General features: G+C 72.4%; 18 protein-coding genes. 10 read left to right on the top strand and 8 right to left on the bottom strand.

Annotated features, from left to right (window positions below; translation table 11 throughout):
• Positions 1-246: 246 nt before the first annotated feature.
• The 6 genes from BJF86_RS10945 to BJF86_RS10920 all read right to left on the bottom strand — a co-directional run bounded on the left by BJF86_RS10945 (position 247) and on the right by BJF86_RS10920 (position 7,742).
• Positions 247-1,596: an aspartate aminotransferase family protein gene (locus tag BJF86_RS10945; RefSeq protein WP_075812565.1), complete on the bottom strand. Its 1,350-nt coding sequence runs from the start codon at positions 1,594-1,596 to the stop codon at positions 247-249.
• Entirely contained in the window at positions 1,593-2,828 is a 1,236-nt protein-coding gene (locus tag BJF86_RS10940) for a M20 metallopeptidase family protein (protein WP_075818888.1), read from the bottom strand. The genes BJF86_RS10945 and BJF86_RS10940 overlap by 4 nt, the downstream gene beginning before the upstream one ends.
• Positions 2,829-2,970: 142 nt before the next feature.
• The gene (locus BJF86_RS10935; RefSeq protein WP_237768178.1) at positions 2,971-3,978 is read right to left on the bottom strand and encodes an amidohydrolase family protein; all 1,008 of its coding nucleotides are present in this window, start codon (positions 3,976-3,978) and stop codon (positions 2,971-2,973) included.
• Positions 3,968-5,275: a glutamine synthetase family protein gene (locus tag BJF86_RS10930; protein ID WP_075818886.1), complete on the bottom strand. Its 1,308-nt coding sequence runs from the start codon at positions 5,273-5,275 to the stop codon at positions 3,968-3,970. Before BJF86_RS10930 ends, BJF86_RS10935 begins: the two co-directional genes overlap by 11 nt.
• On the bottom strand, positions 5,272-6,750 hold the full coding sequence (locus BJF86_RS10925; protein ID WP_083652959.1) for an APC family permease: 1,479 nt from the start codon (positions 6,748-6,750) through the stop codon (positions 5,272-5,274). The genes BJF86_RS10930 and BJF86_RS10925 overlap by 4 nt, the downstream gene beginning before the upstream one ends.
• A gap of 95 nt (positions 6,751-6,845) precedes the next feature.
• Positions 6,846-7,742 carry a MurR/RpiR family transcriptional regulator gene (locus BJF86_RS10920; RefSeq protein ID WP_083652957.1) on the bottom strand — a complete coding sequence of 299 codons (897 nt, stop codon included), beginning with the start codon at positions 7,740-7,742 and terminating at the stop codon, positions 6,846-6,848.
• 247 nt (positions 7,743-7,989) lie between these two features.
• Here BJF86_RS10920 and BJF86_RS10915 point away from each other — a divergent pair, with 247 nt between their 5' ends.
• Together BJF86_RS10915 and BJF86_RS10910 are read left to right on the top strand one after the other, a co-directional pair.
• Positions 7,990-8,310, top strand: a complete 321-nt coding sequence (locus BJF86_RS10915) for a nucleotidyltransferase family protein (RefSeq protein WP_075812557.1) — start codon at positions 7,990-7,992, stop codon at positions 8,308-8,310.
• Positions 8,307-8,627 carry a DUF86 domain-containing protein gene (locus tag BJF86_RS10910; protein ID WP_075818882.1) on the top strand — a complete coding sequence of 107 codons (321 nt, stop codon included), beginning with the start codon at positions 8,307-8,309 and terminating at the stop codon, positions 8,625-8,627. The genes BJF86_RS10915 and BJF86_RS10910 overlap by 4 nt, the downstream gene beginning before the upstream one ends.
• A 292-nt stretch (positions 8,628-8,919) precedes the next feature.
• Here BJF86_RS10910 and trxA read toward each other — a convergent pair whose 3' ends face one another.
• Positions 8,920-9,309, bottom strand: a complete 390-nt coding sequence (gene trxA, locus BJF86_RS10905; RefSeq protein ID WP_022926171.1) for a thioredoxin — start codon at positions 9,307-9,309, stop codon at positions 8,920-8,922.
• Between the two features lie 67 nt (positions 9,310-9,376).
• Between trxA and BJF86_RS10900 the strand changes: the two genes are divergently transcribed.
• From BJF86_RS10900 to BJF86_RS10870, 7 genes are read left to right on the top strand one after another with little or no spacing between them, the layout of a single operon-like run.
• Positions 9,377-11,008 (top strand): ABC transporter substrate-binding protein, encoded by a 1,632-nt coding sequence (locus tag BJF86_RS10900; RefSeq protein WP_083652955.1) that lies wholly within the window; start codon positions 9,377-9,379, stop codon positions 11,006-11,008.
• The gene (locus BJF86_RS10895) at positions 10,981-12,012 is read left to right on the top strand and encodes an ABC transporter permease (protein WP_083652953.1); all 1,032 of its coding nucleotides are present in this window, start codon (positions 10,981-10,983) and stop codon (positions 12,010-12,012) included. The genes BJF86_RS10900 and BJF86_RS10895 overlap by 28 nt, the downstream gene beginning before the upstream one ends.
• Positions 12,005-12,877: an ABC transporter permease gene (locus BJF86_RS10890; protein WP_075818878.1), complete on the top strand. Its 873-nt coding sequence runs from the start codon at positions 12,005-12,007 to the stop codon at positions 12,875-12,877. The genes BJF86_RS10895 and BJF86_RS10890 overlap by 8 nt, the downstream gene beginning before the upstream one ends.
• Positions 12,874-14,310, top strand: a complete 1,437-nt coding sequence (locus tag BJF86_RS10885) for an ABC transporter ATP-binding protein (protein ID WP_075818876.1) — start codon at positions 12,874-12,876, stop codon at positions 14,308-14,310. The genes BJF86_RS10890 and BJF86_RS10885 overlap by 4 nt, the downstream gene beginning before the upstream one ends.
• Before the next feature lie 15 nt (positions 14,311-14,325).
• Positions 14,326-15,741: an NAD-dependent malic enzyme gene (locus BJF86_RS10880; RefSeq protein ID WP_075818874.1), complete on the top strand. Its 1,416-nt coding sequence runs from the start codon at positions 14,326-14,328 to the stop codon at positions 15,739-15,741.
• Between the two features lie 56 nt (positions 15,742-15,797).
• On the top strand, positions 15,798-16,169 hold the full coding sequence (locus BJF86_RS10875; protein ID WP_075818872.1) for a hypothetical protein: 372 nt from the start codon (positions 15,798-15,800) through the stop codon (positions 16,167-16,169).
• On the top strand, positions 16,166-16,738 hold the full coding sequence (locus BJF86_RS10870; protein ID WP_075818870.1) for a YqgE/AlgH family protein: 573 nt from the start codon (positions 16,166-16,168) through the stop codon (positions 16,736-16,738). Before BJF86_RS10875 ends, BJF86_RS10870 begins: the two co-directional genes overlap by 4 nt.
• A gap of 24 nt (positions 16,739-16,762) precedes the next feature.
• Here BJF86_RS10870 and BJF86_RS10865 read toward each other — a convergent pair whose 3' ends face one another.
• The gene (locus tag BJF86_RS10865; protein WP_143553803.1) at positions 16,763-17,092 is read right to left on the bottom strand and encodes a DUF3039 domain-containing protein; all 330 of its coding nucleotides are present in this window, start codon (positions 17,090-17,092) and stop codon (positions 16,763-16,765) included.
• Between the two features lie 132 nt (positions 17,093-17,224).
• Between BJF86_RS10865 and BJF86_RS10860 the strand changes: the two genes are divergently transcribed.
• A complete protein-coding gene (locus BJF86_RS10860; RefSeq protein ID WP_075812541.1) occupies positions 17,225-18,973 on the top strand; it encodes a DEAD/DEAH box helicase in 1,749 nt (582 codons plus the stop codon).
• The last annotated feature ends 200 nt before the right edge of the window (positions 18,974-19,173 follow it).

Genomic DNA, 19,173 nt, shown 5'->3' with positions numbered 1-19,173 from the left:
GCCTTCGGCACACCGTCGGCGGCCAGCCTCCTGATCAGCGCCCAGTCCTCCATGGTGATCACACTCCAATCGTTGGCAGAGTGTCCACTTTTTGAGCGCCGCTACTGTCCAGTTTTCAAGCGCCGCCGACACGGCGCAGCGATGTGCCGGCACGATTGCTGAAGATCAAGGCCCGAGTGGCTCGGCAATCCGCTCTGCTCTCGTGATTGCATCGTGTCGCTCCGATAGAACCATGCTCGAGAACGGTCACCAGCCGGAGTAGGCCGCGACGTCCTCATCGGTGACCTCTCCGCCGACGGCGGCGTCGATGGCGCGGGTGAGCAGATTGACGCCTCGGTCGGCTTCCTCGGGGGTGATAACCAGGGGTGGGGTGATCTCCAGGACGTTGTCTCTGACCGGGTAGACGACCGCGCCGAGGCGCCAAGCGGCCATGACAGTCTTGGCCGTCAGGGCTGGAGCCGGGTCTAGGGTCCCCTCGTGGACCAGTTCGACGCCCAGGGCTAGTCCGCGGCCGCGGACGTCGCCGACGTTTTCGGCGCCGGGACGGTCGGAGGCGGCGTAGCGGCGCAGTCCGTCCGTCATGCGTTCGCCGAGCTCCATGGCCGACCTGGCCAGGGTGCCGTCGCGCAGGAGGCCCAGCACGGCGCGGCCGGCCGCGCAGGACACCGGGTTGCCGACTGTCGTCATCAGGGCCGAGGCGGTCGGCTCGTCGAGGCCGCCGGCGGGGCCGACCACGGCCGACAATGGTAGGCCCGATCCGAGGGCCTTACCGAGGGTGACCAGGTCGGGTAGGACGTTCTCGAGGTGATGCGCCATCAGGTGTCCGGTCCGGCCCAGGCCGACCTTGACCTCATCGACGACGAGCAGGGTGCCGTGCCGGTCGCACAGCGCCCGCAGCCCGGTGAGAAAACCCTCCGGCGGCACGATCAGACCGCCGTCGGACTGGATGGGTTCGACGATGATCCCGGCGACGTCCCCGCGGGCGAGGTAGTCCTCCACCCGGGCGAGCGTCCGGTCGAGGAGGTCGTCGGCCTTGCCGGTCCACGGACGGTAGGGGTCGGGGTAGGGGACCAGGTGAAGGTCCGGGTCGGCCGTCGCCCCGCCAGCGACATGCAGCCCGGAGACGGCCATCGCGGTACCAAGACCTCCGTGGTACCCGTTCTCGAAGGCGACAATGGCCGGACGGCCGGTGCCGTGCCGCACGGCGCGCAGGGCCACGTCGTTCGCGTCGGTACCCGCATGCCCCAGGTAGACCCGCCGATCCTCGCCGGTGGACGGCACCATCTCGAGCAGCTCCTCGGCCAGCAGCACCGCCTGCGGGTGCGTACCGGAGAGCACCGAGCCCCCGGCCTGGGCGCCCATCGCCTCGGTTACCGCCTGCACGACCACCGGGTGGGCATGACCCAGGCCGGTGGCCGTCCAGCTGGCGCTGAGGTCGAGCAGCTCACGGCCCTCCGGGGTGGTCAGCGTGGCGGCCCGCCCGGAGGCGACGACCTGGGGGAAGAAGCGCAGCTTCTCCACGCCCGCGAGGGCGTGGGCATCGGCGGCATACCACTCCTCGTCCGTACGCGGGCCGGGGCCGGTGGCGTCGGTCATCCGGAATCCTCCTGGTGGTTGTCGAGGCGGGGGTTGGACCACAGGTCGGCCGCGGCCAGGTAGCCGCACACGAGCGCGACGGCCACCTGTCGGACGGCGTCCTCGTCGGGCAGGAACTCGGGGTGGTGCAGCGGCGGGGGGCTGGGGTGACCCTCGACCTGCACGCCGACGAAGGCCATGACCGAGGGCACCACCTCGCCGAAGAAGGAGAAGTCGTCGGCGCCGAGGGAGCGCATCGGCTCGGTCACCTCAGTGCCGCACCGCTCCAGCCAGCCGTCCATCCGGTCCACGAGGTCGGGGTCGTTGGACAGCATCGGCTCCCCCGAGGTGACGACCATCGTGGCCTCCAGGCCGTAGGACTCGGCCTGGCGGGCCGCGAAGTGGCGGACCTGCTCCTGGATCCGTAGCCGGTCCGGGTGGGAGGTCGTACGCAGGGTGGCCAGCAGCCTGGCCTCGCCGGGCAGCACGTTGGCGCTGCGCTCGCCGGCCTGCAGGTGTCCCACCGACAGGGTGCTGGGGTGCATCGGGGAGATGGTGCGGCGCATCACCTCGGGTAGCCCGAGCACGATGTGGGAGATCGCGGCGACGGGGTCGCTGGCGTGGTGCGGGTAGGCCCCGTGCCCGCCTCGCCCCCGCAGCACGATCTCGATCTCGTCCGCGGCGGCGTTGACGACACCGGCCCCGGTGGCCACGGTTCCTGGCGGCACGGTCGGGTGCACGTGCGCGCCGATCGCCGCGCCCACACCGTGCAGGGCCAGCGCCTCGGAGGCCACCACGTCCTGCGCCCCCGAGGGATAGGTCTCCTCGCGCGGCTGCAGCAGCGGCACCAGCCCCACCGGAAGGGTCAGCCCCTCGGCGGCGCGCACGACCGCGACGAGCGCGGCCAGGTGCACGTCGTGCCCGCAGGCGTGCATGACCCCCGAGGTCGAGGCGTATGCCGCGCCCGTCGCCTCCCGCACCGGGAGCGCGTCGAGCTCTGCCCGCAAGAGGGCGGCCGGGCCTGTGGCCGGGCCGATCCTGCCGATACGGCCGGTCTCGGCGACCCGTTCCAGCGGGACGCCCAGGGCCGTCTCGACGGCCAGGGCGGTGGCTTCCTCGTCCCCGGAGGGGCGGGGGTCTCGGTGCAGCTGGCGGCGCAGGTCCAGGGCCGCATCCAGGTGGTCCTCGACGGCCTCGAGCCACCGGCGGCGCAGGGTGTCCAGCTCTGTACCGAGGGCGGGCGTGGTGGTCACCGGTTCTGCCCGAAGCTCGTGGTCGGCACCCGGTCCAGGCCGTACACGCGACGCGCGTTGTCCGCGGTGATCATCCGTGCCACGCGCTGCTGCTCCTGCTCCGGCCAGCCCTGAGGGCCGGACCAGGTCTGCAGGGCCTGTGTCAGGCCGCGGCGGAAGAGCTCGGCGCGAGGTGGAAGAGCTCGGCCGCGCCGAAGGCGTCGGAGGAGAACAGCGCCTTGGCGAACGGCGTCAGCTCCAGCGACTCGGCGATGACCTGGGCGGACTGGGCGCCGGTGTAGGTGACGGCCAGGCCCACGTCGCAGTAGACGTGCTCGAAGACGTGGGCGAGGTAGCCGGCCTCCCGGTGGTAGGGGTAGCAGTGCAGCAGCATGAAGCGCGCCCCGCTGCCGCGGGCCAGGCGCAGCAGTTCGGTCAGCAGCAGCGGGTTGCACCGGTGCAGGTCGACGTCGGGGTCGCCGTAGCCGACGTGCAGCTGGATGGGCACTGCCCGGTCGATCGCGCTCCACCACCCGTGCCTGATGAGCACCGGGTCGGTCAGCCGCAGCGGGGTGCCCGTCGGGGTGGCGTCCTTCCAGTTCTGGCTCGCGCGGGCGACCTCGTCCTCGCCGGGCCGGGTGGGGTCGATGTCGAAGCCGCCTCGGTAGGCCGCGATGCTCTTGACCCCCACCGCACGGCTCAGCTCGTGGTCCAGCCGCGCCGCGAAGGCTGCCACGAAGTCGGCGGGTGACACGTCCTCGGCCACCTGTTCGGCCAGGCGCTCGAGGCGCACGACCTCGGCATACCCGGCGCCGGCCACCTCGCCCATCTGGGCGGGGTCGAGGATCTCGTCGGCCTTGTGGCCGGTCTCCACGACGTAGTCGCTGATGCCGCTGGCCCGCAGCAACCGCCGGCTTGCCTCGGGGCCCAGCTCGGCACGGCGGGCGAGGTAGTCCTCCGGCCCGGCGAACGGGGGCAGGTCGAGCACGGGGGCGCAGTGGCGGCGGATCGCGAAACCGAGCTGGGTGTCGAAGAAGGTGGTGCCGGCCGGGGCAGGGGCGTCGGACTCGGTGATGAGGTCCTCGAACCGTGCCCGGTCCAGCGTCGCCTCGACGGCCCCGTGGCAGTGGTGGTCGACCAGCGGCAGGTCGGCGATCCAGTCAGTAGGCACGGGCGTACCACTCGCACTGCTCGGACTCCGAGAGCTTGCTCACCTCTTCCAGCTCCACCCTCTTGATGCGCAGGTAGGTGGCGATGAGCTCGGGGGCGAACCAGCCGGTGACGACCTCGTCCTGCTCGAGCAGGTCGAGCGCCTGCCCGAGGTCGCGCGGCAGCTCGGTCATGGCGGCGCTGGCGCGGTCGGCCTCGCCGACCTGCAGCTCGGCGGGCTCGATGCCGCTGCGCAGGCCCTCCATCCCGGCGTGCAACAGCGAGCCGAGCAGAAGCCAGGGGTTGGCGCCGATGTCGCCGCCGCGGAACTCCAGGTGCAGTTGGGGCGCGGGGTCCTTGCCGTCGATCTCGACCGTGGGGCAGACGCGCAGCAGGGCCTCACGGTCGTGCAGCCCGAGGAAGACCCCGGCGGAGGACCACTGGTGGGGACGTAGGCGCAGGTAGGACACGCTCAGCGGCGCGAAGATCGCCGCCAGTGCCCCGGCGTGGCGCAGGATGCCTGCGGCGAACCGTCCGCCGAGCTCGGAGAGGCGACCCGGGCGGGAGGGGTCGAACATGACGTTGGTGCCCTCGGCGTCGTGCAGGCCGAAGTGGACGTGCACGCCGTTGCCGGTGGCTCCCGGCTGCACGACGGGGGAGAAGGTGGTGCGGTGGCCGGCGGCGGAGAAGACGTCGCGGACCAGGTCGCGGGTGAGGATGGCCCGGTCGGCGGCGCGGACTGCGTCGGCCCGGCGGACGGTGACCTCGTACTGGTGTTCGCCGTACTCGGCCAGCCAGGTCTCCGGCTCCAGGCCGCTGCGCTCCATCGCGGTGACCAGCTGTGAGCCGACCGGCTCGGCGGCGCGGAAGTTGCGCCACGAGAACGGGTGGTGCTCGCCCTCGACGTCCAGGTCCATGAACTCGTGCTCGAAGGCGGAGGCGACGGTGAGGCCGAACTCGCTTTTGAGGGTCGCCACGGCGTCGCGCAGGAAGGTGCGGGGGCAGCAGGACCAGGGTTGGCCGTCGGTGGTGACGATGTCGGCCAGCACGAGAGTGGTGTCCGGGCGGCCGGGGACTCCGGTGATGACGTGGGAGGCGTCGGGGTCGGGTGCCAGCCGCAGGTCGCCGGTCGAGCCGAACGGGATCTGGTCGGCGATGTGGCCGCTGGCCCCGATGCCCAGGTTGGCCGGCACCCAGCCGGTGGTGTCCCCTTGCTCGAGCAGGGCGGTGGGCATCGATCGGCCCTTGGTGATGGCCGACAGGTCGCTGGTGGCGACGAAGGTCAGCGCGGTGAGGCCCTCGGGCTGGGGGGTGCTCATCCCAGGTCCTCCTTGGTGAGGCGGGCGCCGATGCGTTCGGCGAGCTTTGGTGCGGCCAGGATGACAGCCAGTCCGGCTAGGCACCACACGGCGGCGATCCAGGGGAAGTATGTGTAGGGGGCCTCCTGGCCGGCGACCTGCACGACGTACACGTAGACGAGGTAGACGATGCCGCCGGCCGGCAGGACGACCTCCCAGCGGCGGATCGGGGAGTCGGGGCGGAAGGTGTGCCGGATGGCGCCGACGGAGGCCATGCCGTAGGCCACGACCATGCAGAGGGTGGCGATGGTGGCGTACCAGTAGTAGACCTCGACCGGGCCTCCGCCGATGGCAGCCAGGAGCAGGACGAGCAGGACGGTGAGCACGAGCACGGTGACGGTGGCGACGGTGGGAGCGCCGGTGCGGGGGCTGGTGCGGGCCAGGGCCGACGGGCCGAACCCGTCGCGGGCCAGGGCGAACACGAGCCGGGCGGCCGCGGCCGAGCAGCTGAGCAGCGAGGCGAACGCCACGCAGAAGGCGATGATCGAGATGATCACGGCGAACCAGGGGCCGATGTAGGTCGACCCGAGCTCGGTCAGCGTCGAGCTGGCCCCGGCGAAGGCCTCCTGACCCGCGGTGTCGGTGCCGTAGCCGATGGTCTGGGCGAACATCACGAGGGTGTAGATGACGCCGGCCAGCACGACGGCGTAAATCAGCGCCCGGGGGATGGTGCGCTTGGGGTCGCGGGTCTCCTCACCCAGCGAGGTGCCGGACTCGAAGCCGGCCCAGGAGAGGAAGCCGAAGACCGAGGCGGTCATGATGGCGGTCCAGGAGGCCTCGCCGGGCAGGAGGGTGCCCAGGTCGATACCGGTGCTGACCGGGGCGTCGCCGGAAGCGACCCGGGCGATGACCACGAGGCTGAAGATGACCATGACGACGATGCCGACCATGCCGATGGCCAGCAGGGTGCGGGTCGTCACCGTGGACTCACGCAGGTTCAGCAGCAGTGCGGCCGCCGCGGCCACGACGGTGATGAGGACCCAGGTCCCGGTGGGCAGCGTGAGGCCGAACTCGCCGAGCATCGCCTCGAAAAACACCGCGCACGCACCGGTGATGCAGGCGGAGAAGAAGAGGTAGGTCCCCAGGAGCGCGAAGCCGCCGAAGAAGCCGGCGCGCGGGCCCAGGGTCGCGCCGGCCAGGGCGTAGACGCTGCCGGCATGGGTGAAGTAGCGGGTGAGGCGGATGAACGCGTAGGCCACGAGCATCACGCCGGCGAAGGAGATCGCAAAGGTGAAGGGCACGGCCTTGCCGACCAGGCCGGCCACGCCGATGCCGTTGAGCGACATGGCCATGACCGGGCCCATGAAGCCCACGGACAGGGCCGTCACCTCCCAGACCCGCAGGTTGCGGTGTAGGCCTGAGGGGGTGACCTCGGCCTTCTCGGGCGGTGGTGCCAGGGCTGAGGTGTCGGCGCTGGTGCCGGTGGTGCTGTTCATGGGGAAGCCTCTCCGGGGGGAATGGCGTCCATGAAACAGGCTGTTCAGAACCTGCGTCAAGAGGTTGGGCGTGAAAAAAATGTTACTGCACGTTGTTACCCGTCGGTCGGGGGGAGCGAAGACGGTGCGTCCGGGTCAAGCACCTCACGCAGCCCCTCCAGCCGCTCGACCCGGTGTCGTCCCTTCTCGCCCAGCCGCAGGGTGACTGCGGCGACGAGCGTCTCCACCAGGCCAAAGGCGGGCAGGAGAGAGTCGAACGGGGAGGGCGCGTCGACCCTGGTGGGGAGCACGACGTCGGCGTGCTCGGCGATGGGGGAAAGCCCAGGGTCGGTGAGCAGCAGCACCCGTGCACCCCCTCGCCGGGCCTCGGCGGCCAGACGGACGGTGCGCTGGTCGTAACGGCGGTAGTCGAAGACGACCAGGAGGTCGTCCTTGTCGACCTCGCCGACCAGCACGATGCGGGCGAACTCGTCGGAGGGCAGGACGGCGACCTGGTCGCGCAGCAGCTGCAGGTGGTGCACCAGGTACTGCGCCAGCACGTGGCTGAAGCGGCCCCCGACGACGGAGATCCGCACGCCGGGGGTGCACAGCAGGTCGACCGCACGGTCGAACTCGCTGATGGGTAGCTCGTGGAACGAGGCGTCCAGGGCCCCCCGCAGCGTCGCGAGCGAGGACATGAGAACGCCTTCCTCAGAGGTGCGCCGCAGGACCTCGTCGTACTGCTCTACCGGCGAGCCCATCTGCGCGTGCACCTCCCGCCGCAGCGCGCGCTGGAACGCGGCATACCCGGGAAGACCGAGGTGGGTCACGAACCGCACGACCGTAGGGGTGCTGACCCCGGCCCTGGCGGCCAGTTCCCCTGCGGTCGCCAGACCGGCCACCGGGTAGTCCGACAGCAGCGCGCGGGCCACCTTGCGCTCGGATGCCGTTAGGTCAGCCATGGCCTCGCGTACAGTGGCGGCGACAGGACGTGGGTGTGTCCGGTCGTCCATGTGTGTGCCCATCCGCGGAATGCTAGTGCGCCACTCAAGCCGTCACCCGTTCATGCAGCAGTCCCGAAGGACTCTCCGCGTCGGACTCGGGGGAACCGTCGAGGTGGTCGTGGGTATTTGCCTCCTGTTCAACAGCGGCCTCGAAGGGGCCACGGATCGTCAGCGGCGATGCTGACTGGCTCGTATCGCTCACTCAGTGGGTTTCCTGGTCCTAGGCGTCACGATGCTGGCCCTCTACCCTTGACACATGAGCACCGTCACGTCCGAGAGCACCGCCCTCCGTGCGGTGGTCGTTGCTCATCGTGACGCTCTTGAGCAGATCCTTGAGCGCTACGGTGCGACCAATCCACGATTGTTCGGCTCGGTGGCCAGAGGCGACGCGACGGCGGACAGCGACGTCGACCTTCTCGTGGATCTGTTGCCGGACTTAGGGAACCCCCTCCTGCGCGTGGCGGGCATGGGCGAGGAGCTCAGCGACGTCTTCGGCCGCCGCGTCGATGTGGTGACGCCGACCCTGCTGCGCGCTGAGGTGTCGAGTACCGCGCTCAGCGATGCGGTGCCGGTGTGACGCGATCCGAGCAGGAACGCTTCGCCGACATCCTGCATGCGGTCGAACGATGCCAGGGCTACACCCAGCATCTTGCGTCCGGCGAGCTCCAGGAGATGGCCTACGACGCGGTGCTGCGCAACTTAGCCGTGATCGGGGAGGCGGTGCGGGTACTTCCCAGCGAGACGCGCGATCGGGCGCCGGAGGTCCCATGGGGAGCGATCGCGGGACTGCGCAACGTCGTCGTGCACGAGTACTTCCGTGTCGACGCCGAGTTGATCCTCGACATCGTCGACAACCAGCTCGGTCCCTTGGCCGATCGCCTTCGTCAGATGTGAAGGACCTGTCTCGTGGGAAAGGTGCCGACTGCGCCGATCGAGACTGACACAGGGCTGACACGGGGGAGCGGCCATGAGCATCCATGCTGGTCAGAGCGTTAGCGAGGAGTTTCCCGCCACCTCCACCACCCATGTCTCACGCTGTGCCGTTGTCACGGCCCTTTCGCTCTGATCCCTGGCCCCGCCCACGCGGCATACCCCGGTGAACGCCTTGGGCCGACGGCGCGCCCGCAAGGATCGGCCCCAGCGTTCACGTGAACGCTGGGGCCGGTCGGCCTCGGGCGTGGCGCCGTCAGGACTGCGAGGCGGGCTGCGCCTCCTGCGCCTCGGCCTCGGCCAGCTTGGCGCGGACCTCGTCCATGTCGAGGGCGCGGACCTGGTCCACGACGGACTCGAGGTCGCGTGCCGGCAGGGCGCCGGACTGGCGGAAGACGAGGACGCCCTCCTTGAAGGCCATGATCGTCGGGATCGAGGAGATCCCGGCTCCCTGGGCCAGCGCCTGCTGGTCCTCGGTGTCGACCTTGCCGAAGACGACGTCGTCGTACTTCTCCGAGGCCTTCTCGTAGTTGGGCGCGAACATCTTGCACGGACCGCACCACTCGGCCCACCAGTCGACCAGCACGATGTCGTTGCCGGTGACGGTCTGCTCGAAGGTGTCGGCGGTCAGGTCTACGGTGCTCATGGTCAGTCCAACAAGCACGTCCGCCGCCTGATTCCGAGCCGCGTGAGCTGCCTGCTAGCGTCACCACATGCGAATGACTCGCGGTAAGGCCGCTCGTGGTCCCGTCCTGGTGCTCGGCGCCCTGCTCGCCGTCACCGCCTGCACCGACCCGACCCAGCAGGGATCGGGTGATACGGGCGGTGCGGCAACCGAGGGCGAGGACAGCGGCGCGGGGAGCGAGGTCGTCATCGCGACCGGCGGCGAGCCGGACAGCTTCAACCCCGTCCTCGGGTATGCCCGGTGGGGCGACGGCAAGGTCGTCGAGGGACTGGTGCGCCTCACCGCGGAGCTGGAGCAGGAACCGCTGCTGGCCACCGACCTGCCGGAGGTCTCCGCCGACGGGCTGACGTTGACCTTCACGCTGCGCGAGGACGTGACCTTCCACGACGGCAGCGAGCTCGACGCGCAGGACGTCGTCGCGACCTACGAGACCGCGATCGACCCCGAGACCGCGTCGCCGGTAGCTGCCGACCTGACGGCGCTGGAGGCGGTCGAGGCGGTGGACGAGACGACTGTCCGCTTCACGCTCTCCGAGCCGCAGTCGTCCTTCGTCGCCGCGACCGTGCTGGGCATCGTGCCCGCGGAGTCGCTGGACCCCGAGCCCGCCGCCTCCGCCGACGTCGTCGGCACCGGTCCCTACACCATCGAGACCTACCGCCCCGGCGAGCGCGTGGTCCTCGAGGGCTACGACGACTACTGGGGCGAGCAGCCGCAGGTGCAGCGCGCGACCTTCGTCTTCGTCGAGGACGACGCCGCCCGTGCCGCCCGGGTCGCCTCCGGCGAGGTCGACGGCGCGCTGCTCCCGGCCCAGGCGCTGGACCGGGTCGAGCAGGACGACGACTTCAAGGTCGTCCGACGCGACACCGCCGACTTCCGGGCGCTCGTCCTGCCCGAGGAGCACCCGGTCGCCGGCGACCCGGCGGTCCGCGCGGCGCTGCACCAGGGGCTGGACCGGCAGGCGCTCGTCGACGGCGCTCTCGCCGGGGCCGGTCGCCCCGCCTACGGGCCCATCCCCCCCGAGGCGCCGGAGTACGCCGACGTCGTGGAGGTCGAGATCGACGCCCAGGCCGCCGCGACGACGTTGGACGAGGCCGGCTGGGTCGAGCAGGCCGACGGCACCCGCGCCCGGGACGGTCAGCGCGCCCGCTTCACGCTGATGTATCCCGCTGGTGACACGCTGCGGCAGAACGTCGCCCTGGCGGTCCAGGCGCAGGCGGCCGAGCTCGGCATCGAGGTCGAGCCGGAGGGTCTGAGCTGGGAGGCGATCGAGCCGCGCATGCGCGAGGACGCCCTGGTCTACGGCAGCGGCAACCCCTACAACGCCGACCTGTCGACCTACCCCCTCTTCCACTCCTCACGCGCCTTCCAGGGCTTCGACAACCCCGGCGGGTATGCCTCGGAGGCCATGGACGCGGCGCTGGAGGACGGGCGCTCGGCGCAGGCCGAGGACGAGCGGGTGCAGGCATACCAACGGGTGCAGGAGCAGCTCGCGCAGGACCTGCCGTGGGTCTTCCTCGCCTACGTCGAGCACGACTACGTGATCCGCGCCGACACCTGGAGCGGCTGGGACGTGCCGCTGGTCGAGCCGCACGAGCACGGGCTCCAGGGCGGGCCCTGGTGGAACCTCCCGGCATGGACCACGACCGACCCCGCGGGCTGACCCGGCCGCGCCCCGGAGCGGGCACCAGGGGCGGCGGGACCGGCGCCCTCGTGGCCCGCCGGCTCCTGCTGCTGCCGGTGCTCGCGGGGGTGGTCACGCTGGTGATGTTCGCGCTGGCGCAGCGCTCGCCCTTCGACCCGGTCATCGCCGCCCTCGGCGAGCGGGCGCTCACCCTGGACGGGCCCACGCTGGAGGCGATGCGCGCCCGCATGGAGGACACCTCGGCGGTGCAGCAGTGGCTCACCTGGTGGGGCAACGCGCTGACCGGCGACCTCGGCTACTCCAGCAGCCAGCGCGCCCCGGTGAGCACGGTCGTCGGGCAGCGGCTGCCGTGGACGCTCGGCCTGGTCGCCGCCTCGCTGGTCGTCTCGATCCCGGTCGGGGTGGCGCTCGGCGGCTGGGCGGGCACGCACCCCGGGTCGGTCCTGGACCGGCTCGTGGGCCCCGGGATGCTGGCCGTGCAGGCCTCGCCACCCTTCTGGATCGGGCTCATCGCGGTCTGGGTCTTCGCCGTGGCCCTCGGCTGGCTGCCGACCGGGGGAGCGACGTCACCCCAGGCCAGCGGGGTCGAGCCGGGCGACGTCCTGCGGCACGCCGTGCTGCCCGTGCTCGTGCTGGCCCTCGCGCACCTGCCGTGGTTCGTCCTCGTGGTGCGTGACGCCTCCCGGGACGCGCTCGCCGGGGCGCCGGTCCGCGCGGCCTGGGCCCGCGGCATACCCCGGGGCCGGCTGCTGCGCTCGCACGCGGTGCGCCCGGCGCTGCTCCCGCTGGTCACGGTGCTCGGCGTGCGCGTGCCCGAGCTCATCACGGGGGCGGTGCTCGTCGAGACCGTCTTCTCCTGGCCCGGGATCGCGAGCGCGACGGTGGACGCGGCACTGCGGCTCGACTTCGCGCTGCTCGCTGCGCTCACCGTGCTCACGACGGTGCTGGTGGTGCTCGGCAACCTGGCGGCCGACCTCGCCTACCGCTGGGTCGACCCGAGGGTGGGGCAGCGCGATGGCTGAGCCCTGGCGGCCGGTGCGCGACGGAGGCCCCGGGACCGTGGCCAGGGCCGGACGCGCCCGCAGCCGCTCGCCGTTCGGCTGGGCCGTCGCGGCCTTCCTGCTCCTGCTCGTCCTGCTCGCGGTCGACCTCGTCGGGGGCGCGGGCGGGGCGGACTTCGCCCGGGCCTACCTCCCACCCTCACCCGAGCACCCCTTCGGCACCGACCAGGCGGGGCGCGACCTGCTCGACCGGTCGCTGTCCGGCGCCAGGGTCTCGCTGCTCGTCGGGCTCGTCGCGGCGGCCGTCTCCAGCGTCGTCGGCGTCGTGGTCGGCGCGGCCGCAGGCATGACGGCCGGCCGGGGTGGCGGCTGGCTGGACTCCACGCTCATGCGCCTGGTGGACGCGGTCAACGCGCTGCCGCACCTCGTGCTCGGCATCGTCATCGTCGCCCTGCTCGGACCCTCGCTGTCCAGCGTCGTCATCAGCGTCGCGCTCACCCACTGGACGACCACCGCGCGCCTCGTGCGGGCCGAGCTGCTCGCGCTGGACCGGGCCGGCTTCGTCGAGGCTGCCGTCGGAGCCGGCGCGGGCCGTTGGTGGGTGCTGCGCCAGCACCTCCTCGCGCACGTCATGGGGCGGGTGCTCCTGGCCAGCGTGCTCATGGTGCCGCATGCGATCATGCACGAGTCGGCGCTGAGTTTCCTCGGCCTGGGCCTCCCGGACGACCGGGCCTCGCTCGGCACGATCATCGAGCAGTCCCGCTCCGCCGTGCTCGCCGGGCACTGGTGGCCCGCGGTGCTGCCCGGGCTGCTGCTCGTCGCCCTGAGCCTGCTCGTCTTCGCCGTCGCCGAGCGGCTGCGACCGGCGGGGAGGGGACGGGTATGACCGGCGGCCTGCAGGTGCGCGGGCTCGGCGTCGCCCTGCCGGACGGGGCCGGCGGGGAGCAGGTGGTCCTCGAGGAGGTGGACCTCGACGTGCGCGAGGGCGAGGTCGTCGTGCTGCTGGGGCCCAGCGGCGCCGGCAAGTCGACCCTCGCCTCGGCGCTGCTCGGGCTGCTGCCGCCGGGCGCGCTGGTGCGGGGGAGCGCGCGCTGGCACGGCGAGCCCGCCACGGTCGACCTGCTCGACCCGGGCCGCCCCACCCGGGAGCGGCTGCGAGGACGGCTCACGGCCTGGTTGCCGCAGGCCCCGGTCGGCTCGCTCACGCCGGTGCTGACCGTCCGCAGCCACCTGGTCGAGAAGGCCCGGGTGCACGTGCCGCGGCCCGAGGTCGGCGCTGCGGTGGTGGCCACCATGGAGCGGCACGACGTCGACCCGGCGTGGGGCGCGCGGCTGCCCTCGCAGCTCTCCGGGGGGCAGGCGCAGCGGGTCTCCAACGCGCTGTCGCTGCTGGGCGACCCTCGGCTGGTGCTGGCCGACGAGCCGACCACCGGGCTGGACCGGCCACGCGCCGAGGCGGTCGGGGCCGGGCTGGCCCGGCTCGCGCGGGAGGAGGGGCGGGCGGTGCTCGTCGTGACGCACGACCTCACGCTGGCCGAGCAGGTCGCCGACCGGGTCGTCGAGCTCGACGCCGGCCGGACCGCCCCCGCGGGTCCGCCGCAGGAGGTGGTCGCCCGGGTGCGGGGCGCCCGGCACCACGACGCCGGGCGACGTCGGAAGCGCGGCGCGGGGACGGGGCATACCCTCGCCGGTGTCGATCTCACGCTGCGGCGCGGTCGCGGTGTCCTCGTGCGCGAGGGGGTGACGCTGAGCGTTCCCGCCGACCAGGTCACCGGTCTCATGGCGCCCTCGGGCGCGGGCAAGACCACGCTCCTGCGCACCCTGGCGCTGCTGCACCGTCCGGCGGCGGGGCAGGTCGTGCTCGACGGTCGCCCGGTGCGCGGCACCGGTCACGAGGTGCCGGCGAGCGTCCGGCGCCGGATCGCCTACCTGCCGCAGGACCCACGGCAGTCCGTCGACCCGCGGTGGACGCTCGGGCGCGCTGTGGTCGAGCCGCTGGTGCTCGCGGGTATGCCGCGCGACCGCGCTGTCGTGGCCGGTCTGCTGGAGCGGGTCGGGCTCGACCCGGCCCTTGCCGGCCGGCGCGCCGACGAGGTCTCCGGCGGCCAGCTGCAGCGGGTCGTCCTGGCCCGGGCGCTCGCGCTGGACGCCGACTACCTGCTGCTGGACGAGCCGACGTCCATGGTCGACGGGGCCACGGCACGCGACCTGGTGCGCGCCGTGCACACCCACCAGCACCGCTCGGGCTGCGGGGTGCTCGTGGCCTCGCACGACGAGGAACTTCTCCGCACGTGGTGCGACACGGTGGTGACCTGGTAGGACACAATGGCGCCCATGAGCCCCGTTCCGTCCGTGTCCAACTCCATCACCGTCCGGCTGGAGCTGCCGGCCCGGGTCACCGCCGTCTCGGAGATCACGACCGCGGTGGCCGACGTCGGGGGGATGGTGACGGCGGTCGACATCAGCGACTCGGGGACCGAGCGGCTGCAGGCCGACCTGACGATCGCGACCTACGGCACCGATCACGCCGCCGAGGTGGTCGAGGCGATCAGCGGCGTCGACGGGGTCGAGATCGGACGCGTGAGCGACCGCACCTTCCTGGCGCACCTCGGCGGCAAGCTCGAGGTCACCTCCAAGCTGCCGATCCGCAACCGCGACGACCTGTCCCTCGTCTACACCCCCGGCGTGGCCAAGATCTGCCAGGCGATCGCGGAGAGGCCCGAGGACGCCCGCAGCCTGACCATCAAGCGCAACACCGTCGCCGTCGTCACCGATGGCTCGGCCGTGCTCGGCCTCGGCGACATCGGCCCGCTCGCGGCGATGCCGGTCATGGAGGGCAAGGCCGCGCTCTTCAAGCGGTTCGCCGACATCGACGCCTTCCCGATCTGCCTCGACGCCACCGATGCCGACGAGATCGTGCGGATCGTCAAGGCCCTGGCGCCCGGTTTCGCCGGCATCAACCTCGAGGACATCTCCGCCCCCCGCTGCTTCGCCATCGAGGCCCGGCTGCGCAAGGAGCTCGACATCCCGGTCTTCCACGACGACCAGCACGGCACCGCGATCGTGGCGCTGGCCGCGCTCACCAACGCGCTGCGCGTCGTGGACAAGGACATCAGCGACGTCAAGATCGTCATGTCCGGCGCCGGGGCGGCCGGCTCGGCGATCATGCGGCTGCTGCTGCGCGCCGGGGCCCGCGACCTCATCGTGACCGACGTCGACGGGATCATCCACCCGCGCCGCGCGGACGTCATGCGCGGCGACAACGGCAACCTCGCCTGGATCGCGAGCCAGACCAACCAGGCGTTGGAGACCGGGACCCTCAAGGACGCGCTCGTGGGCGCCGACGTCTTCATCGGCGTCTCCGCCGGCGGCATCCTCACTGGCGAGGACATCGCGCAGATGAACGAGGACGCCGTCGTCTTCGCCATGGCCAACCCGGTCCCCGAGGTGGACCCGGTCGAGGCCGGCCAGCACGCGACGGTCGTCGCGACCGGGCGCAGCGACTTCGCCAACCAGATCAACAACGTGCTCGTCTTCCCCGGCGTCTTCCGCGGCCTGCTCGACGCGCAGAGCGACCACATCGACGACGAGATGTTGCTCGCCGCTGCCACGGCGCTGGCCGACGTGGTGTCCGCCGACGAGCTCAATCCCACCTACATCATCCCGAGCGTCTTCAACTCCAAGGCGACCAAGGCCGTCGCCCAGGCGGTGCAGGCCGCGGCCGAGGCGAGGCTCCAGGGGTCCAGCTGACCTCGCTGGCCCCGGGTCCGCAGCCCGGTCTCGACCTCATCCGGCTGTTCGGGTGGGTGGCGCTGCTCGTGGCCCTGCTCGTGCAGGGCTACGGCCTGTATGCCCCGCAGGCCCCCGGGCCGGACGGCATACCGGGCCTGGACAAGGTGGGCCACCTGCTGCTCTTCGGCATCCCGACGCTGCTCGCGTGCTGGCTCCGGGCGCGCGGGCTGGTGCCGGTGCTGGTGGTGCACGCCCTCGTCAGCGAGCCGCTGCAGCAGCTGCTCGCCCCGATGCGGCAGGCGGACCCGCTGGACCTGGCCGCCGACCTGCTCGGCATCGCGCTGGCGGTCGGGATCGCCGCGACGGCGAGGCGCCGGTGGGGCCATGATGGGGGCATGGCGACGGCGACCACCGCGGCGGACGCGCGGCAGGGGGAGTCCCGGTGACCACGCGCAGTCCCGAGCTGGCGGTCGGTCGGCTGCTGGTCGCGACCCCGCTGACGGGTGAGCCGTTCGCCGGGTCGGTCGTCCTCGTGCTGCACCACGACGAGGAGGGGGCGCACGGCCTGGTGCTCAACCAGCCGATGGAGGCCTCCGTGGACGCGGTGCTGCCGGAGTGGCAGCCGTTCGTCACCGAGCCCGGCGTGCTCTTCCGCGGCGGACCGGTCGGACGCGACACCGCGATGGGGCTGGTGAGCGTGCCCGGCCACGACCCGGGCGACCCGCCGCTGGGCACGCAGCTGCTCTTCGGCGGCATCGGCCTGGTGGACCTCGACGCGCCGGCGCCGCTCGTCGTCCCCGAGCTCGGTGCCTTCCGGATCTTCGTCGGCTACAGCGGCTGGTCGGCCGGGCAGCTGGACTCCGAGATCCGGCAGGGGGCCTGGCACGTCGTGCCCCGCGAGCCGCGCGACCCGTTCCGCGAGGAGACCGACGACCTGTGGCGCGACGTGCTGCTGCGCCAGCGCTCGGCCGCGTCCTTCCTCGTGACCTTCACCGAGCACCCCGAGCGCAACTGACCGAGCGTCGCGTGTGGTTGCCCCTCAGCCCTCGTCGCCGTCCGAGCCGCCGCCGTCCTGCGGCTCACGCAGACCTTCGTAGATCTCCTTGCACTGCGGGCACACAGGGAACTTCTGCGGGTCCCGGCCCGGCACCCACACCTTGCCGCACAGCGCGATCACGGGGTTGCCGCTCAGCGCGGACTCCATGATCTTCTCCTTGCGGACGTAGTGGGAGAAGCGCTCGTGGTCGCCCGGCTCGGACAGGTCGGGCTCGACCCGGGTGTCCTCCCGCTCCAGCACGGCCGTCTGCGTCGACGGGGCGCTGGGGGCCTCCGGGGCGTCGAGGGGCTGGTCCGACATGCGCGTGCTCATGTCCCGATTCTAGGCGTCAGGTCCGTGCCGTGCGCACGGGCGAGGCGGGCGGCATACCACGGCCGGGGTGTCGGGGGACTGAGCCCGAGCCCCGGTGAGTCGGATCCGGAAACGACCTATCCTGGGTCGCCGATGTCCACCTCAGCCGCCTCCCACCTGCCCCCCGCCTACCCCGAGCGCGCCGCCTGGGGCACGGCGGGCAAGTTGCGTGCCTGGCAGGCCGCCGCGCTGGAGGCCTATCTCACCGAGCGGCCCCGCGACTTCCTCGCGGTCGCGACCCCGGGGGCGGGCAAGACGACCTTCGCGCTGCGCGTCGCGACCGAGCTGCTCGACCGCGGCGAGGTGCAGCGCATCTGTGTCGTCGCGCCGACCGAGCACCTCAAGACGCAGTGGGCCGAGGCGGCGGCCAAGGTCGGGATCCGGATCGACCCGCGCTTCGCCAACGCGCAGGGGCGCCACAGCCGGGACTTCGACGGCGTGGCGGTGACGTATGCCGGTGTCGCCAGCAAGCCGCTGCTGCACCGGGCCCGGACCGAGGCCGCGCGGACCTTGGTCATCCTCGACGAGGTCCACCACGGCGGCGACGCGTTGTCCTGGGGCGAGGCGGTGCGGGACGCCTTCGAGCCGGCCACGCGCCGGCTCGCGCTGACCGGCACGCCCTTCCGCTCGGACACGGCCGCGATCCCGTTCGTGCGATACGAGATGGATGCCGAGGGCGTGCTGCGGTCCTCGGCCGACTACACCTACGGGTATGCCGACGCGCTCCGGGACGGCGTCGTGCGCCCGGTGCTGTTCCTCTCCTACGGCGGCACGATGCGGTGGCGGACCAAGGTCGGCGACGAGCTCGAGGCGCGGCTGGGGGAGCCGCTGACGCAGGACGTCACCAAGCAGGCGTGGCGCACCGCGCTGGACCCGGCGGGCGACTGGGTCCCGGCGGTGCTGCGGGCGGCCGACAAGCGGCTCAGCGAGGTGCGCCGGCACGTCGAGGACGCGGGCGGCCTGGTCATCGCTTCCGACCAGCGCTCGGCCCGCGCCTACGCCAAGCAGCTCCGGGAGATCACCGGCCAGGCCGCGACCGTCGTGCTGTCCGACGACGCGGGTGCGTCGGCGCGGATCGAGGAGTTCGCCCAGGGCGACGCGCGGTGGATGGTCGCGGTGCGGATGGTGTCGGAGGGCGTCGACGTGCCACGCCTCGCCGTGGGTGTCTATGCCACGTCCACCTCGACGCCGCTGTTCTTCGCCCAGGCGGTGGGCCGCTTCGTGCGGGCCCGGCGGCGCGGCGAGACCGCGTCGGTCTTCCTGCCCAACGTGCCGTTGCTCCTGGGGCACGCGGGGTCGATGGAGCTGGAGCGCGACCACGCGCTCAACCGGAAGGAGACCGACGAGGACCAGCTGTGGTCCGAGGAGGACGGGCTCGTCGCCGCAGCGCAGGAGGACGAGGGGGCCTCGGACGAGCTGGCCGGCAGCTACGAGGCGATCGGGTCGGACGCGGAGTTCGACCACGTGCTCTTCGACGCCGAGCAGTACGGCCTCGGCGGTATGCCGGGCTCGGAGGACGAGGACGACTACCTCGGTCTGCCCGGGCTCCTGGAGCCGGACCAGGTCGCGACCCTGCTGCGGGAGCGGCAGAAGACGCAGGTCGGCCGGGGTGGCGGGCGCGAGCGCGCGGAGGCGGTCTCGGCGCACCGGGCGCTGGCCGAGCACCGCAAGGAGCTCAACAAGCTCGTCTCGGCATACGCCCAGAAGAAGGGCCAGCCGCACGCCGTCGTCCACGCCGAGCTGCGCCGCGCCTCCGGCGGCCCGGAGCTGGCGACGGCGAGCTCGGAGCAGGTCCGCGACCGGATCGACACCATCCGGCGGTGGTTCGTCGGCCGCCGCTGAGGCAGGCAGACCTGCCGGGGGGGGCGGGGAATACCAGGGCTGGAGGGGCGGCATACCAGGACAGTAGCGGGGGCATACCCCGGGCTGTCTCCGCGTTGGGCTCGCACCTGAGCAAGGCTGTGCACCACATGCAGCGTCGAGAAGCCTGCATCAGGTGCACAACCGTGCCCAGGTGAGGGCAGGGACAGGTGCGGTGAGGG

This window comes from Serinicoccus sp. CNJ-927 (assembly GCF_001942435.1).
Classification (GTDB): domain Bacteria; phylum Actinomycetota; class Actinomycetes; order Actinomycetales; family Dermatophilaceae; genus Ornithinicoccus; species Ornithinicoccus marinus.
The sequence above is the reverse complement of the archived record's forward strand: the minus strand, read 5'-3'. Positions and strand labels throughout refer to the sequence as shown.

Excerpts from the sequence above, each read along its gene's own strand:
- BJF86_RS10945 (WP_075812565.1), bottom strand. The coding sequence starts at position 1,596 with ATGACCGACGCCACCGGCCCCGGCCCGCGTACGGACGAGGAGTGGTAT.
- BJF86_RS10890 (WP_075818878.1), top strand. The coding sequence starts at position 12,005 with ATGGCTGAGCCCTGGCGGCCGGTGCGCGACGGAGGCCCCGGGACCGTG.
- BJF86_RS10930 (WP_075818886.1), bottom strand. The coding sequence starts at position 5,275 with ATGAGCACCCCCCAGCCCGAGGGCCTCACCGCGCTGACCTTCGTCGCC.
- BJF86_RS10900 (WP_083652955.1), top strand. The coding sequence starts at position 9,377 with ATGCGAATGACTCGCGGTAAGGCCGCTCGTGGTCCCGTCCTGGTGCTC.
- BJF86_RS10860 (WP_075812541.1), top strand. The coding sequence starts at position 17,225 with ATGTCCACCTCAGCCGCCTCCCACCTGCCCCCCGCCTACCCCGAGCGC.
- BJF86_RS10895 (WP_083652953.1), top strand. The coding sequence starts at position 10,981 with ATGGACCACGACCGACCCCGCGGGCTGACCCGGCCGCGCCCCGGAGCG.
- BJF86_RS10915 (WP_075812557.1), top strand. The coding sequence starts at position 7,990 with ATGAGCACCGTCACGTCCGAGAGCACCGCCCTCCGTGCGGTGGTCGTT.
- BJF86_RS10865 (WP_143553803.1), bottom strand. The coding sequence starts at position 17,092 with ATGAGCACGCGCATGTCGGACCAGCCCCTCGACGCCCCGGAGGCCCCC.
- BJF86_RS10885 (WP_075818876.1), top strand. The coding sequence starts at position 12,874 with ATGACCGGCGGCCTGCAGGTGCGCGGGCTCGGCGTCGCCCTGCCGGAC.
- BJF86_RS10880 (WP_075818874.1), top strand. The coding sequence starts at position 14,326 with ATGAGCCCCGTTCCGTCCGTGTCCAACTCCATCACCGTCCGGCTGGAG.
- BJF86_RS10920 (WP_083652957.1), bottom strand. The coding sequence starts at position 7,742 with ATGGACGACCGGACACACCCACGTCCTGTCGCCGCCACTGTACGCGAG.
- BJF86_RS10925 (WP_083652959.1), bottom strand. The coding sequence starts at position 6,750 with ATGAACAGCACCACCGGCACCAGCGCCGACACCTCAGCCCTGGCACCA.
- trxA (WP_022926171.1), bottom strand. The coding sequence starts at position 9,309 with ATGAGCACCGTAGACCTGACCGCCGACACCTTCGAGCAGACCGTCACC.